Here is a 15,481-nt window from a genome sequence, read left to right as displayed (position 1 = left end):
AATGCCGACAGCCGCATTCGGCAAACCGAACTTATCATATCCAAGAAACGTCATCAGCTTAAGGCCCAGATCGCAAATGAAACGAACCGCGTTCTTCATCTCCGACGGCACCGGTATCACTGCCGAAACCCTGGGCCAGAGTTTGCTCGCGCAATTCGAGAGCATTCCGTTCAACAAATTTACCCGCCCGTACATCGACTCGCCGGACAAAGCACGGACCATGGTCCAGCAAATCAACGCCGCCGCCGAGCGTGACGGGGTGCGCCCGATCATCTTCGACACCATCGTCAATCAGGACATCCGTGAGATCCTGGCGACGTCGAATGGCTTCATGATCGACATCTTTTCATCGTTTTTATCCCCGCTCGAGCAGGAATTGACCGCCCATTCGTCGTATTCCGTGGGTAAATCGCACTCGATTGGCGGTAACTCCAACTACATGGAACGCATCGAGGCGGTGAACTTCGCCCTGGACAACGACGACGGCGCGCGTACCCACTACTACGACAAGGCCGACCTGATTCTGGTTGGCGTGTCGCGTTGCGGCAAGACCCCTACCTGCCTGTACATGGCCATGCAGTTCGGCATCCGCGCCGCCAACTACCCGCTGACCGAGGACGACATGGAGCGCCTGCAGCTGCCGGCGGTGCTGAAAAAGCACCACAACAAGCTGTTCGGCCTGACCATCGACCCCGATCGCCTCACCGCCATCCGCCACGAGCGCAAGCCCAACAGCCGCTATTCCAGCTTTGCCCAGTGCGAGTTCGAAGTGCGCGAGGTGGAGAACCTGTTCCGCCGGGAGAACATTCCCAACATCAATTCCACGCATTTTTCGGTGGAAGAGATTTCGGCGAAGATTCTGGTGGAGAAAGGCGTAGAGCGCAGGTTCAAGTAAGCCTGTTCTGGCCCTTTCGCGGGCATGCCCGCGAAGAGGCCAGCACAGGGATAAAAAAACCCGGCATGTCTGCCGGGTTTTTCATTTCAGCTCAAGCTCAGGACGGCACCACAGCCGCCTGCCCGCTCATGGCCAAGTCGACCAGCTCGCGGTTGGCCACCGCGTACATCGCATAGTCGGTGCCCTGGGCATTGCGCAGGTCGTCCAGCATGGCGCGCCAGCGCTCCACCATCACCCGGTGCTGCTCGGCCCACAGCGCCACGCGGGCGTCCATGTCTTCCGGTGCATCGGCCATCTGCAGTACCGAGATGGTGATTGCCCGTTGCTGCAGGTCAATGTCATCGCGGAACGCTTCGCGGGCCAAGGCCTGCCAGTTGTTTTCCACCGGCAGGTTGCTGATTTCCTGCAAGTACCAGGTCAGGTCCAGCGCGCTGCCCACCGCAAAGAACGCCTTGGCCACCTGCGCCGGCTCATGGCCGGTGACGTCGGCGGCTTCGATGATCGGCAGCAGGGTGTACAAGTGGCTGGTACCGGCCACCATGCGCGCCAGCAACTCCGGCACACCGGCGTCGACAAAGCCCTGGTAACGCACCATCCAGCGTTCGCGGGTCGGGCCTTCCAGCAGCTCGTCCAGCTTGAGCCCCAGCTGCGCGATCTTCGGCCCGAAGTGCGCGGTGTCGCGCCCGGCGTCCTGCTCGTTACGGCGGCTACGCAGGAACCAGCGGGTGGCACGGCGGCCCAGACGCATCAGCTCGTCCATCAGGGTGAGCTGGATTTCTGCCGGCACCTGGTAGTCCAGGGCCTCGATCTGGCGGAACCAATGCGGCAGGTGGAAGATGTCGCGCACGATCACATAGGCCCCGGCCACGTTGGCCGGGCTCATGCCGGTCGACTCCTTCAGGCGCTGGACGAAGGTGATGCCCATGTTGTTGACCAGGTCGTTGGCGATCTGGGTGCTGACGATTTCGCGCTTCAGGCGGTGGCGGCGCATGGCCTCGGCGAACTTGCTGACCAGCGACGGCGGGAAGGCGGTTTCCATGTCGCGGGTCAGGTAGTCGTCATCCGGCACCAGCGACTTGAGCAGTTGCTCCTTGAGGTCGATCTTGCTGTACGAGATCAGCACCGACAGCTCGGCGCGGGTCAGCCCCTGGCCGGCAGCCAGGCGTTCAGCCAACTGCTCTTCGGACGGCAGGAACTCGATGGCGCGGTCCAGCTTGCCACGGCCTTCCAGGTCGGCCATCAGGCGCTTGTACTCGGCAATCCGCTCGCGGGCGCGGCGGGCCGCCAGCGACAGCGCCTGGGTCTGCTTGTAGTTGTTGCCCAGCACCAGGTTGCCGACTTCGTCGGTCATGCTGCCCAGCAGCTGGTTACGCTGCTTCTCGGTCATGTCGCCACCCTGCACCACTTCGTTGAGCAGGATCTTGATGTTGACCTCGTGGTCGGAGCAGTCAACGCCGCCGGCGTTGTCGATGAAGTCGGTGTTGGTGGCGCCGCCGTTCAGGCCAAACTCCACCCGGCCAAGCTGGGTCATACCCAGGTTGCCGCCCTCGCCCACCACCTTGCAGCGCAGCTCATTGCCGTTGACCCGCAGCGCATCGTTGGCCTTGTCGCCGACATCAGCGTGGCTTTCGCTGCTGGCCTTCACGTAGGTACCGATACCGCCGTTCCACAGCAGGTCGACCGGTGCCTTGAGCAACGCGTTCAGCAGCTCGGTCGGGGTCAGGCGGTCGGCCTCGATGGCAAAGCGCTCTTTCATCTGCGGGCTGATGGTGATGCTTTTGGCACTGCGCGGGAAGATACCGCCGCCTTCAGACATGATGCTGGTGTCGTAGTCGCTCCAGGCCGAACGCGGCAGGTCGAACAGGCGCTTGCGCTCGGCAAAGCTGGACGCAGGCTCGGGGTTGGGGTCGATGAAGATGTGCAGGTGGTTGAACGCCGCCACCAGTTGCAGCTTGTCGGACATCAGCAGACCGTTGCCGAACACGTCGCCGGCCATGTCACCCACGCCGATGACGGTGATCGGGTCTTCCTGCACGTTGATGCCACGCTCGCGGAAGTGGCGCTGCACACCCACCCAGGCGCCGCGTGCGGTAATGCCCATCTTCTTGTGGTCATAACCGGCCGAACCGCCCGAGGCAAAGGCATCGCCCAGCCAGAAGCCATAATCGATCGCAATGCCGTTGGCGATGTCGGAGAAGGTGGCGGTGCCTTTGTCGGCCGCCACCACCAGGTACGGGTCATCATCGTCGTGGCGCACCACGTTGGCCGGCGGCACCACGCCACCGTCCTTGAGGTTGTCGGTGATGTCGAGCAGGCCGGAAATGAAGATGCGGTAGCACGCCACGCCTTCGGCGGCGATCTCGTCCCGGCTACCGCCCAGTGGCAGGCGGCGCGGCAGGAAACCGCCCTTGGCGCCGACCGGCACGATGACCGAGTTCTTCACCTGCTGGGCTTTGACCAGGCCCAGCACTTCGGTGCGGAAGTCTTCTTCACGGTCAGACCAGCGCAGGCCGCCACGGGCGACGTTGCCAAAGCGCAGGTGCACGCCCTCGACCCGAGGCGAATAAACGAAGATTTCGAACTTGGGCACCGGCTTGGGCAGTTCGGGGATCAGCTTGGGGTTGAACTTGAAGCTGAAGTACGACTTGTTCTGGCCGTTGGCATCCGGCTGATAGAAGTTGGTGCGCAGGGTGGCCTTGATCAGATCCAGGTAGCGCCGCAGGATGCGGTCTTCGTTGAGCACCTGCACGTCGTCGAGCGCGGTCAGGATGGCTTGTTCCAGGCGCTGCTGCTTGTCGTCGAGGTCGTCCTGGGTCAGCTTGCGCGCCAGGTAGAAGCGGGTCTTGAACAACCGGGTCAGCTCGCGGGCGATGTCGGTGTGGTTGTTCAGGGTGCTGGCGATGTAACCCAGGTCGAAGCCCAGGCGGATCTGCTTCAGGTAACGGGCGTAAGCGCGCAGCAGCGCCACGTCACGCCAAGGCAGGCCAGCGGTGAGTACCAGACGGTTGAAGGCATCGTTCTCGGCATCGCCACGCACGATGTGGATGAAGGCGTCCTGCAGGGTGTCGTTGAGCTGCTGGATATCCAGGCTCAGGCCTTCGCTGTAGGTAAAGGCAAAATCGTGAATCCAGTACTCGCGGCCACTGGCATGGCGCAGGCGATACGGGAATTCGCCCAGCACGCGCAAGCCGAGGTTTTCCAGGATCGGCAGCACGTCGGACAGCGCCAGCGGGGTGTCGGCGTGGTACAGCTTGCAGTGCAGGATGCGCTCACCCACCTGGGTCAGCGGCTGGTAGAAGCTCATGGCCAGCGGCTTGCTTTCCGACAGGTTCAGCACATGCTGCAGGTCGACAACGGCCGAGTGCGCGGCAAAGCGTTCGCGGTAGCCGGCCGGGAAGCCCTTGGGGAAATCGGCGAGGATGTTGGTGCCTTGGGCTTCGCCGAAGTTCTCCACTACCAGCGTCGAATAATCGTCATGCCACGAGCGGCAGGCCTGGATGACTTCGCGCTCCAGCTGCTGCGGGTCGATGTCGATGCGGTTTTTCGGGTCTACCCGCAGAATCAGTTGCACACGGGCCAGCACCGATTCGGAGAAGAAGGTCCAGAACTCGCAGTCGCTGGCCTTCAGGCGCTCCATCAGTACTTGCTGGATTTTCTGTCGCACTTCGGTGGAGTAGATCTCCCGCGGCACGTACGCCAGGCAGTAGCAGAAGCGGCCGTACGGGTCCTTGCGCAGGAACACGCGGATCTTGTTGCGCTCCTGGATCTGCACGATCGCCATGACGGTGGTGAACAGCTCGTCGATCGGCGTCTGGAACAGGTCGTCGCGCGGCAGCACCTCCAGCACCTGGGCCAGTTCCTTGCCGAGGTGGGCCTTGGGGTCGAAGCCCGAGCGGCGCTCGACTTCGGCTACCTTGACGCGGATGTAAGGGATGGCATGCACGCTTTCGCCATACACCGACGAGGTGTACAGGCCCATGAAGCGGTGTTCCTTGATGACCTTGCCATCGGCGTCCAGCTGGCGGATCGACACGTAGTCCGGGTAGGCCGGGCGGTGCACGCGGCTGGGCAGCGCGGCCTTGGCGAACGACAGCAGCAGCGGTTCGTTGAGGTAGGCCACGGCGTAGTCTTCGATGCGCAGCTCTTCGGCCGTCAGGCCCACGCGCAGGCGGCGCGGCAGGCCGAGGAACGACTGCTCGTCGTAAACCATCTGGCCGCCATCGGCGTCGCCCTTGACGGTGAATTCTTCATAGCCCAGGAAGGTGAAGTGGTTGTCCAGCAGCCACTCGAGGAAGGCCTTGACCTCGCCCTTTTCGTGTTGCGCCGGGCCGAAGGCGGTCTGTTCCACCTCGGCCACCACGTCACGCAGCTTGGCCTTCATCGGCTCGAAATCGGCAACTGCCACCCGCACCTCGGCCAGCACCTGCTCGATCTCGCGGGCCAGCACGGTCAGCTCTGCGGCATTGGCGCAGCGGTCGATCTCCAGGTACATCAGCGACTCGTGGCGCACGCCCTCGCCCTGGGTACCCTTGGGCAGCAGCTCCAACAACTCACCCTTGGCGCCACGGCGCACGCTGAGCACGGTGGTTTGCAGGGTGTGAATGCTATAGCCACGGCGGTTGAGCTCGGTGCGCACCGAGTCGACCAAAAACGGCAGGTCGTGGTGCAGCACCTCGACCACAGTATGGGTCGATTGCCAGCCGTTGCGCTCGTAATCAGGGTTGTACACCCGCACTTGCGGGTATTCGGGGTCGAAACGTTCGATGATGCGCCAGGCTGACAGGGTGCAGCCGGCCAGGTCGGAAAGCCTGCGCTGAGTGAGTTCGTCCAGAGAGATGATGCCGAAGAACTGCTCGGCGAACAGCGCCACTTGTGGCAGGGACTGTTCGCTGATGTGCTGCGCCAGGGCCGCTTGCAGTTGATGCTGAAAGTCGGCTTTGCTGGCTGCGGTGAAGAACGCCATCTGTGGTACTCCGCTTGGGCTTTGTAATAGTTGAAGCGTCGCTGCGTGCGCCGTGTACGGATCAACGATAGCCAACCCGTAGCAAGGCGGACGGTAAAACCAGACGTTGAACGTGCGCGGGCACGCCCAGGGCTCGCCGAAGCTTAACGACTGATCGGTCATCAACGCTTGCAGCGCTGCGACAATTTCGGTCAAGGGGCGGTAACTTTACGTTTATGCCTGTACGCAAGACTGTCAGAATTCCCTTCCATTCACTTTGATCCGAGCCCGCTCATGCAAATCAACACCGCCCTGCTCTTCGCCACCCCTTGCGATGACGAGGAAGACAACATGGCGACCCTGTGCTGCCACAGCGACAAGGGCCAGATGTTTCTGCTTACCCGCTACCCGGACGAAGACACCGTCGACCTGACCCTGGATGACGAGCCATCGACGCTGGACGGGCTGAAAGTGACCCTGAGCGCCAAGCGCCTGCTGATTGAAGTGGCAGCCGGCGACCGCGATGCGCTGAAGGGGGATGAGGTGCTGGAGATCAACCTGACCAGCGACCTGAGTGACCTGGACGAAGTGAAAGAAACCCTGGAGAACATCCTGGCCGGGACCGGGACCTTCGTCTGCGAGTTGTGAGCCCGCCTTTACTGCAACGCTGCCTGCATCTCTTGCGCCTGCACCCGCAGCGCCTCGCAAAACGGCTCCACCGCCGCCGATGCCGGCCTATGGTCTGGCCGTATCAGCATCACCTGGTACGGCACCGACACCCGCAACCTGCGGATCGGCAACCCGCCCTGCGCCGCCTCCAGCCCGCTCAACGGGTTGATGATCGCCACCCCCAACCCTTGCCTGACCATGGCACACACCGAGGCGGCACTGGTGGTCTCGATCACCGTGCGGCGGTTTACCCCCGCCGCGCGAAAGTGCTGGTCCAGGCGCTGGCGGTAAGTGTCCAGGCTGGCCAGGTTGATGAAGTCCACCTCATGAAAGTCGGCAAGTTCCAGCTCGGCTTTTGCCTGTAGCGAGTGATGCGCGGGCAGCACGCACACCATGTTGGCGCTGAACAGCAGCTCGCCATAGGCACCGCGCGGAATCTGCTCGACCTCGGTCAGGCCAAGGTCGTGCTGCTGGGCCACCAGAGACTCTTCCAGCAATGGCGATTCCTGCGCCAGGATACTCACGCTTACGCCTCGATGCTGTTGGTGGAAACGCTGGCAAGCCTTGGGCAGCAACGTCTGGGAGAACAGCGGCAGGCAAGTGATGGCCAGCCTCCCCTGCTCGAAATTGCGAATGGCCTGAGCAAAACGGTCAATCCGCTCCAGCCCGACGTAGGCGCGCTCGACCTCTTCGATCAACAGCAACGCCTGGGCGGTCGCCACCAGGCGCCCACCCTCGCGCTCGAACAGGTTCAGCCCGGTTAACTGCTCCAGCCGCGCCAGCTCGCGGCTGACAGTGGGCTGCGAGGTAAACAGCAGGCGCGCCGCCCCGGTCACACTGCCAGCGGCCATGATGGCGCGGAACACTTCGATATGGCGGACAGAGAGTTTCACAGCAGTACCAGGCAAAGTCAGCAATGGGTATATCAGATATGAATGACCGGCAGAAAAATAGCTATTTTTCTGAATTCCCGGTTTGGCTCATCCTCGTGGTCATCCTTATATGAGTAGCGCCACCATGACCGCACCTTTCTCCCTCCTGGCCGAAGCTGTCCGCCAGCACGGCTCGCCGCTGTGGGCGTACGACGCCAGCACCATCGCCGAACGTGTCGAGCAGTTGAAGGTGTTCGACACCGTACGCTTCGCCCAGAAAGCCAACCCTAACCTGCATGTGCTGCGCCTGATGCGCGCCCATGGCCTGGTGCTGGATGCCGTATCGCTGGGTGAGATGGAACGGGCCTTCGCAGCGGGTGCCCGCGTGGACGGCGACCCTGCCGGCGTGGTGCTGACCTGCGACGCGCTGGACCGGCCGACCCTGGAGCGCGTGGTGGCCTCGAAGATCGAAGTGAACGCGGGCTCCATCGACATGCTGCGCCAGCTGGGTGAACGCTCGCCCGGCCACCGCGTGTGGATCCGCATCAACCCGGGCTTTGGCCATGGCCACAGCCGCAAGACAAACACCGGCGGCGAGAACAGCAAGCACGGCATCTGGCACGGAGAGCTGGAGGAGGCACTGGTCTGCATCAAGGCCCATGGCCTGCACCTGGTGGGCGTGCACATGCACATTGGTTCCGGTGTGGACTACCAGCACCTGGAGCAGGTGGCTCGCTCGATGATCGAGCTGATTGGCCGCCTGGGCGTGAACATCGAAGCGTTTTCCATCGGCGGCGGGCTCTCCACCCCGTACCGCAGCACCGACAAGCCGGTCGACCTGCAGCGCTACGCCCAGACCTGGGCGGTGGCACGCAAGGAAATCGAAGCGATGCTCGGCCACCAGGTGCGCATGGAGATCGAGCCTGGGCGCTTCCTGGTGGCGGAGTCAGGCTACCTGGTGGCCGAAGTGCGCGCTGTGAAGCAAGTGGGGCGCAATACCTTCGTGATGATCGACGCCGGCTTCAACGACCTGATGCGCCCGGCGATGTACGGTGCGTACCACGGCATGACCCTGCTCGATGCCAACGGCCAGCCAGTGGACCGCCCGCGCCAGCCGACCGTGGTGGCCGGGCCGCTGTGCGAGTCGGGGGATGTGTTCACCCAGGATGACCAGGAACTGACCCCACAGGACCTGCCCCAGGCGCAGGTGGGCGATTTGCTGGTGATTCACGATGCCGGGGCCTATGGGGCGTCGATGTCGTCGAACTACAACAGCCGGCCGTTGCTGCCGGAGTTCCTGATCGAGGAAGGGGCGCTGCGCATGATTCGCCGGCGGCAGACCGTGCAGGACCTGCTGGGCCTGGAGGCGGGGTTCTAATCTCAGTGCTTGGGGCTGCATCGCAGCCCCAGGACAAACCCTCCTTGCAATCACCTTGGCTCATCGCGACAATGCGATCAATTCCTATTCATATTGCGAATTTGACGCCATGTCGACGCTCGATCACCAGGCCCTTCACCAGCTATACAACGAAAACAACAGCTGGCTGAAAGGCTGGCTGCGCGCCCGCCTGGGAAACGCAGCCGATGCCTCCGACCTGGCGCACGATACGTTCCTGCGGGTCATGACGGCCCGCAGCCAGCTACCCATTCGCGAACCGCGCAGCTACCTCAGCGCCATCGCCCGCTCCCTGCTGATCGACAAAGTGCGCCGCCGCGCCATCGAAAAAGCCTACCTGCAAGCCCTGGCCCTACGACCGGCGCCGCTGGAGGTATCACCAGAGGTTCGCCTGTCGATCATCGAAATGCTGATGGCCGTGGACAGCCTGCTCGACGAACTCGGCCCCAAGACCCGTGCCATCTTTCTCGCCGTGCAACTGGAAGGCCTGACCTACGGTGCTGCGGCCGAGCGCTTCGGCGTGTCAGTCACCACGGTGAAGAATCACCTGATCAAGGCCATGACCCGCTGCCTGCTGGCAGTCGAAGGCTGAACGGTATGGACGTCAAAACCCTGGAAGCCGCTGCCACCTGGTACGTGCAGCTCAACGATGGCGACAGCAATGAAGCCCGCACCCACGCCTGGCGCCAGTGGCTGCAGGCCAGCCCTCAGCATGCCGCTGCCTGGGCGCGCGTTGAAAAGCTTCAGCAACAATGGGCCATGGTGCCGCCACACGCGGCGCTGTCCAGCCTGGGCGCGGCGCAGACGCAGCGGCGCGATGTGCTGAAAGTGCTGAGCCTGCTGCTGGCCATGGGCGGCGGCGGCTGGCTGGCAGCCGAGCAGGTGCCCTATCGCGCCTTGATGGCGCAACAACGTACCGGTACCGGCGAGCGGCGCGCTGTAGAGCTGCCGGATGGCTCGCAGCTGGAACTGAACGTGGGTACCGCGCTGGATGTGCGCTTTGACAGGAAAGTGCGGGCAATCCAGCTGTACCAGGGGGAGATCCTCGTGCGCCCGGCCAGCGACATTCAGCAGCGCCCGTTCATCGTGCACACCGACGACGGCAGCGTGCTGGCCCGCAGTACCGAGTTCAGCGTTCGCAAACTGGCACAACAGACACGCGTAGGCGTGTTGCAGGCCAGCGTCGATGTACGCCCGCAGCGCCATCCTGACCGGGTGCTGAACGTGCAGGCCGGGCAGCAAACGCGCTTTGACCAGCAAGACTTCACCCTTGCCCATGCCCTGCCCGCCGACTCCACGGCCTGGCTACAGGGCATGCTGAGCGTGAACGACTGGCGCCTGGGCGACTTCATCGAAGAGCTGGGCCGCTATCGGCCGGGCGTGCTGCGCTGCGCCTCATCAATCCAGGCCATGAGCATTTCCGGCGCATTCCGTATCGACGATACCGATATTGCGCTGGCCAACCTGCCGAAAACCCTGCCTGTAAAGGTGCGCTACCTCAGCCGCTACTGGGTGAATGTGGAACCCGCCTGAACGGCTGGTGAAAAAACTTTCGCTCAAATCTTGCTGATTTTGATTCTCGTCCGTCCCTGACACAAGCCGCGACGACAGCGACTTTCTGCCATAACTCGGAAGGATCACCCAATGCCTCACCTGCACCCCACCCCTACCACGCTGAGCCAGGCCGTGCGCCTGGTGCTGTTCGGCATGTCCCTGGCCAGCGCGCCAGCCTTGCTGCTGATGCCTGCCCAGGCAATGGCCCAGAGTCAGACCGCCTACCATGTTGCAGCAGGCCCACTGGGCAACGCCATCACCCAGTTTGGCGTGCAGGCGGGCGTCACCATTTCGTTCGACACCGAACAAACCCGCAACCTGAACAGCGCAGGCCTGGAGGGCAGCTACAGCATTGAAGAAGGGTTGGTGCGCCTACTGGGCAACAGTGGTTTTCAGGCACAGCGCCAGGGCAATGGCGGTTACGTGTTGGTGCCGTCAGACAACGGCTCGGCAATGGAGTTGGGGCCACTGAACATCGATGCCAATCGGCTGGATGCGACCAGCGAAGGCACTCAGTCTTACACCGCCCGCGCCGTGACCATCGGCAAGGGTGTGCACACGCTGAAGGAAACCCCGCAGTCGGTCACCGTCATGACCCGCAAGATGCTCGACGACCAGAACCTCAACACCCTGGAACAGGTGCTGGACAAGACCCCGGGCATCACCGTGTACGACTCGCCCATGGGCGGCAAGTATTTCTATTCCCGCGGTTTCAACCTGGACGGCCAGTACCAGTACGACGGCGTGCCGCTGGATGTGGGTGGCAACTACGTGCAGGCCAACAGCTTTTCCAGCGACATGGCCTTCTATGACCGCGTCGAAATTCTCAAGGGTGCGGCTGGCATGATGAAGGGCTCCGGTTCCTCCGCCGGTGGCGTCAACTTCGTGCGCAAACGCGGCCAGGAAAAAGCCGCTACCACCGTCACCCTGTCTGCCGGTAGCTGGGACAACTACCGCGGCCAGGTCGATGTGGGCGGCCCGCTCAACGAATCCGGCACGGTGCGTGGCCGGGCCGTGGCGGCGCTGCAGGACCGTCAGTACTTCTATGACATTGCCAAGCGCCAGGACCAGATTCTGTACGGCGCCATCGACTGGGATGTCAGCCCCGACACTACGCTGGGCTTTGGCCTGGCCTATGAGGATGTCGATGCCACACCGTGCTATGCCGGTGTGCCACGCTACGCCGATGGCAGTGACCTGAAGCTGTCGCGTTCCACCTGCCTGGGGGTCAGCTGGAACGACCTGCAAAGCCAGCGCATTACCGGCTTTGCCGACCTCAAGCACCACTTCAACGATGACTGGACGCTGAACTTTGCCTCGATCTACACCCACAACAACCAGAACATCGAATACGCCTACTCCGAAGGCACGGTACCGGTCGGCGCCAGCACCGGCAGCATGAGCGTGCGAGCCGGTCGTTTCGACTACGACCAGGACGACTATGGCTTCGATACCTATGTCGATGGCAAATTCGAGGCGTTCGGCCTGCAGCACGAGCTGATCATCGGCGCCAACGCCAGCCGGCAGAAAACCCATGACTACTTCGCGCTGATGCTGCTGGACGGCAAGCAGAACCCATTCGACCCGTCTGCACATTTCCCACACCCGTCCAAGTCCGATTACCTGGTCAACCCGACCCGCGGTGGTAGCGTGCCAACCGATTCCACCACCACCCAGTACGGCACTTATGCCAACCTGCGCTTGAAGCTGGCAGAGCCGCTGACCCTGGTGCTGGGGGCACGGGTCAGCTGGTACCGCAACAAGAGCGACTCCTATACCCAGTACTATGATTACTGGGTGAATAACCGCAGCGAAGAAAACGGCCAGGTCACGCCGTTCGCCGCCGTGCTGTACGACCTGAACAACCAGTGGACCGCCTACGCCAGCTACGCCGACATCTTCCAGCCGCAAAGCGACAAAGTGGACGCCGAGCGGCAGTCACTCCAGCCCAAGACCGGTGCCAACTACGAGATTGGCATCAAGGGCGAGCTGCTTGAGGGTGCCCTGAATACTTCGTTCAACCTGTTCCGCACCGTCGAGAATCACCGCGCAGAAAGCGACTACATCGAGACCTGTCCGTCAGGCGACGGCTATTGCTACACCGACAGCGGCAAGGTGCGTGCGCAGGGCTTCGAAGCCGAGATCAGCGGCTCGCCCATCGAGCGCCTGCAACTGTTGGCAGGCTACACCTACACCCAGACCAAGTACCTGAAGACCATCGAGGACACCGACCCCACCGAGCTGACCTTCACCTCCAGCTTCATCCCGCGGCACATGCTCAAGGTGTGGGGTGACTACCAACTGGGCGGCGCCTTGGAGCGCTGGACCTTGGGTACCGGTTTCAACAGCCAGAGCGAGAACTTCCGTACCACCGGCAAGACCCGCGTCGAGCAGCCTGGCTACACCGTGTGGAACGGCCGCGTGCAGTACCGGCTTGACCAGAACTGGACCGTCGCCCTCAACGGCAACAACCTGTTCGACAAAAAGTACTACGCCACTATCGGCGCGCCGGGCTGGGGCAACTTCTATGGCGAACCGCGTAACTTCATGGTGACGTTGCAAGGGGCGTTCTGAGGCCCTGTTTATCCTTGGGTCGAAGCGCTGTTCTGGGCGGACGAGCGATACCGGGCGCTGCAGGCATTCGGCTGGACCGATAGCGTGCAACCGCAAACTGACGGCGCCGAGTTGACGCTATACGTCTGGCGTGAGTTTTGTGAGCGCCCTGAGCCACCGGCGATACAAACCTGATCGGTGTACTGCCCAGCTGCCTGGTGCAGCCGGGGGATGGCCTGCAGGTGGTGGAGCCGCCGCGGGCCTGAGGGTGGCGAAACAGCAGGATCTTTGCAGGCTGACTTGTCGGCCCGCACCACCCTGCCCTGCAGGGTGCGCAGCACCTTGCGCTTGGCATTGGCTGGCAGCCCTCTGGTCTGGCTGATGCCAACCGTCACATCGCCTGCTGCCAGCAAATCCGGTATGCGCCAGTAATCCACATGCTGCACAACCACCACCACGTTCGGCGCCTCCACCCGCAGGGCCCGCAGCAGTGGCGGCAGCAAGCCCGACTCCACGTCATCGGACAAACCGATTCGGAACGTCATGTTGCTGGTCGCCGGGTCAAAGTCATGGGACAGGCTGAGGGCGATGGACATCGCATCCAGCGCCGGGGTGAGGTACTTGATCACCTCTTCGGCCCTGACCGACGGTTCCATGCGGTTGCCCACACGGATCAGCAACGGGTCGTTGAACATCGCCCGTAACCTGGCCAGCGCGGCGCTGACCGTGGGCTGGGCGATGAACAGTTTTTCTGCCGCACGGGTGAGGTTGCGCTCCTGCATCAGGGCTTCGAACACCACCATCAGGTTGATATCGGCTTTGCGCAGTTCGTTTCGGTTCATTGGCGCTCCCGGGGCCATGCTTGTTTTGCGGGTCAATTGCAGCATTGACAGTAATCCTGACCCAGTCAAAGGTGCAGACTTGTATCGCCAGTGCTGGCAACCTACTTTCCAAAGCCCGAATCAGGCTGCGTTGCCCCAGACAACCCAATCCGGGTACCCTTTCCACTCTTCCCTTCCGGCTTCCCCTGCCGTGCACCGCCCAGGCGTTGATTCGCGAAGCAGTCATTCATGATGCCGACCCTTGCATGGCCGCCAATCCCCGGCGTGCCCACCCGCCATCAATACATTCAGGATGACCTCATGATCATTCGCCAAGGCATCGCGACCGACTACCCGCAGCTGCTCGACATCTGGCTGCGCGCCGTTCGCGCGACGCTTCATGGGCAAAGCATTGGCCGCGCGCTGCTGGACTTCGGCCGCCAATCGCGCCATTCAATGAGTGTCGACGTCAACGAGCAATACCCGCAGGCTGTGGGCTTCTACCAGCATTACGGTTTCATCCAGACAGGCCGTCCCCCCTGGATGGCGAAGGCCGGCCATTTCCGTTGCTGCGCATGAGCTTGCCCATAGGGAGTGATTGAGACGCACGCATGGCAATGGGTCACCAGGTGCTTGCCGTAAGATATGCAGCGCCTTCGAAATCGAGCGCCGTATCAATTACGTCGAACAATAAGAAAAACAAGAAAAGCCCTGAACACCCAGAATTATGTTTCTTAATTAATGCCAAACACGCGATCTAGACTCACTAATCCTCCCTTTACCCGCTGGGGGCGAGCCTGAGCGCCGACAGTGCCGACAACGTGATCATCCCGTCCACGGTGGTGCGTGGCATTGGCCAGCCGTTCATCATGGTGGCGTTGTCGGTGCTGGCGGTGGCCGGGCTGGACAAGCGCGAGCCCGGCTCAGCTTCGGCGGTGTTCTCCATGCTGCGCGCCCAGCGGGCCGCGTGAGGGGGCTGGTACACTGTGCCTCCACACACTGTGCCCGACAGACCAACCGTATGAACCCGACGCGCTACGCCATCGTGGCAAAGGACTTGATGCAAGGCATCGCCAGCGGCCGCTATCCGGTGGGCAGCCTGCTGCCGACCGAGTTCGAGCTGTGCGACCTGTACGGCGTAAGCCGGCACACGGTGCGTGCGGCCATCGACCAACTGCTCGGACAAGGGCTGGTTTCGCGGCGCAAACGCGTGGGCACCCGGGTGGAGGCCAGCAGCCCGCTCGGTGGCTATTCACAGTCGCTGGCCAGCGTGGCCGACCTTGCACACCTGGCCGAAACCCAGCAGCGGGAAATCCAGGATGTGAGGCACTTCGTCGCCGACCTGAGCGAGGCGACACGGTTAGGGTTGGTACCGGGGGAGCATTACTTCTGCGTGTCCAGCATCCGCATCGACCGCCTGCACAGTGCCGCACCGCTGTGCTGGACCGACGTGTATGCGCAGCGCGACTATGCCCAGGTCATCGAACTCGCCCGCGAGCACCCCGACCAGCTGATTGCCGGGTTGATCGAACAGCACTATGGCCGGGCGATCGCGGTGGTCGACCAGCAGGTGCGGGCGGTGTTACTGAGCGCAGAAATGGCCTGCGCGCTGAAAGCCGAGGCGGGCTCACCGGGGCTGAAGATCATTCGCCATTATCGCGAGGAAAACGGCGATTTGATGGCGGTTTCAGAGACGGTGCATCCGGATGACCGCTTTACCCTGGTCACCCAGATGCGCCGGGATCGCTCGCCTGTCTGATCCCAGGCACGCAAGGCCGC

General features: G+C 62.6%; 9 protein-coding genes and 4 pseudogenes. 10 read left to right on the top strand and 3 right to left on the bottom strand.

Going from position 1 to position 15,481, the window contains the following annotated elements; translation table 11 throughout:
• Positions 1-76 precede the first annotated feature (76 nt).
• Positions 77-895, top strand: a complete 819-nt coding sequence (ppsR, locus tag PM2_RS16460) for a posphoenolpyruvate synthetase regulatory kinase/phosphorylase PpsR (RefSeq protein ID WP_016714844.1) — start codon at positions 77-79, stop codon at positions 893-895.
• A gap of 97 nt (positions 896-992) precedes the next feature.
• Here ppsR and PM2_RS16455 read toward each other — a convergent pair whose 3' ends face one another.
• Entirely contained in the window at positions 993-5,858 is a 4,866-nt protein-coding gene (locus PM2_RS16455) for an NAD-glutamate dehydrogenase (protein WP_016714843.1), read from the bottom strand.
• A gap of 273 nt (positions 5,859-6,131) precedes the next feature.
• On the opposite strand from PM2_RS16455, the gene PM2_RS16450 reads away from it, so the two are divergent.
• Positions 6,132-6,485 (top strand): hypothetical protein, encoded by a 354-nt coding sequence (locus tag PM2_RS16450; RefSeq protein WP_009684028.1) that lies wholly within the window; start codon positions 6,132-6,134, stop codon positions 6,483-6,485.
• An 8-nt stretch (positions 6,486-6,493) separates the two neighbouring features.
• Here PM2_RS16450 and PM2_RS16445 read toward each other — a convergent pair whose 3' ends face one another.
• Positions 6,494-7,399, bottom strand: a complete 906-nt coding sequence (locus PM2_RS16445) for a LysR family transcriptional regulator (protein ID WP_020371282.1) — start codon at positions 7,397-7,399, stop codon at positions 6,494-6,496.
• 124 nt (positions 7,400-7,523) lie between these two features.
• On the opposite strand from PM2_RS16445, the gene lysA reads away from it, so the two are divergent.
• The 5 genes and pseudogenes from lysA to PM2_RS31910 form a co-directional block, all read left to right on the top strand.
• A complete protein-coding gene (gene lysA, locus PM2_RS16440; RefSeq protein ID WP_028699271.1) occupies positions 7,524-8,756 on the top strand; it encodes a diaminopimelate decarboxylase in 1,233 nt (410 codons plus the stop codon).
• A gap of 109 nt (positions 8,757-8,865) precedes the next feature.
• Entirely contained in the window at positions 8,866-9,366 is a 501-nt protein-coding gene (locus PM2_RS16435) for a sigma-70 family RNA polymerase sigma factor (protein WP_028699272.1), read from the top strand.
• A 5-nt stretch (positions 9,367-9,371) separates the two neighbouring features.
• Positions 9,372-10,307, top strand: a complete 936-nt coding sequence (locus PM2_RS16430) for a FecR domain-containing protein (protein WP_028699273.1) — start codon at positions 9,372-9,374, stop codon at positions 10,305-10,307.
• A gap of 111 nt (positions 10,308-10,418) precedes the next feature.
• Complete coding sequence (locus tag PM2_RS16425; RefSeq protein WP_028699274.1) at positions 10,419-12,902, top strand: TonB-dependent siderophore receptor; 2,484 nt, start codon at positions 10,419-10,421, stop codon at positions 12,900-12,902.
• Between the two features lie 3 nt (positions 12,903-12,905).
• Positions 12,906-13,076: pseudogene (locus tag PM2_RS31910) on the top strand (HIT family protein); the annotation flags it as partial.
• A 101-nt stretch (positions 13,077-13,177) separates the two neighbouring features.
• On the opposite strand, the pseudogene PM2_RS16420 reads toward PM2_RS31910, so the two are convergent.
• Positions 13,178-13,723: pseudogene (locus PM2_RS16420) on the bottom strand (LysR family transcriptional regulator); the annotation flags it as partial.
• A 300-nt stretch (positions 13,724-14,023) separates the two neighbouring features.
• Here PM2_RS16420 and PM2_RS16415 point away from each other — a divergent pair.
• The 3 genes and pseudogenes from PM2_RS16415 (at position 14,024) to PM2_RS16410 (ending at position 15,461) form a co-directional block, all read left to right on the top strand.
• Positions 14,024-14,304: pseudogene (locus PM2_RS16415) on the top strand (GNAT family N-acetyltransferase).
• 183 nt (positions 14,305-14,487) lie between these two features.
• Positions 14,488-14,655: pseudogene (locus tag PM2_RS30990) on the top strand (EmrB/QacA family drug resistance transporter); the annotation flags it as partial.
• A gap of 68 nt (positions 14,656-14,723) precedes the next feature.
• Entirely contained in the window at positions 14,724-15,461 is a 738-nt protein-coding gene (locus PM2_RS16410) for a GntR family transcriptional regulator (RefSeq protein WP_027609526.1), read from the top strand.
• Positions 15,462-15,481 lie beyond the last annotated feature (20 nt).

The sequence above is a fragment of the Pseudomonas monteilii NBRC 103158 = DSM 14164 genome, assembly GCF_000730605.1.
Lineage (GTDB): Bacteria > Pseudomonadota > Gammaproteobacteria > Pseudomonadales > Pseudomonadaceae > Aquipseudomonas > Aquipseudomonas monteilii.
The sequence above is the reverse complement of the archived record's forward strand: the minus strand, read 5'-3'. Positions and strand labels throughout refer to the sequence as shown.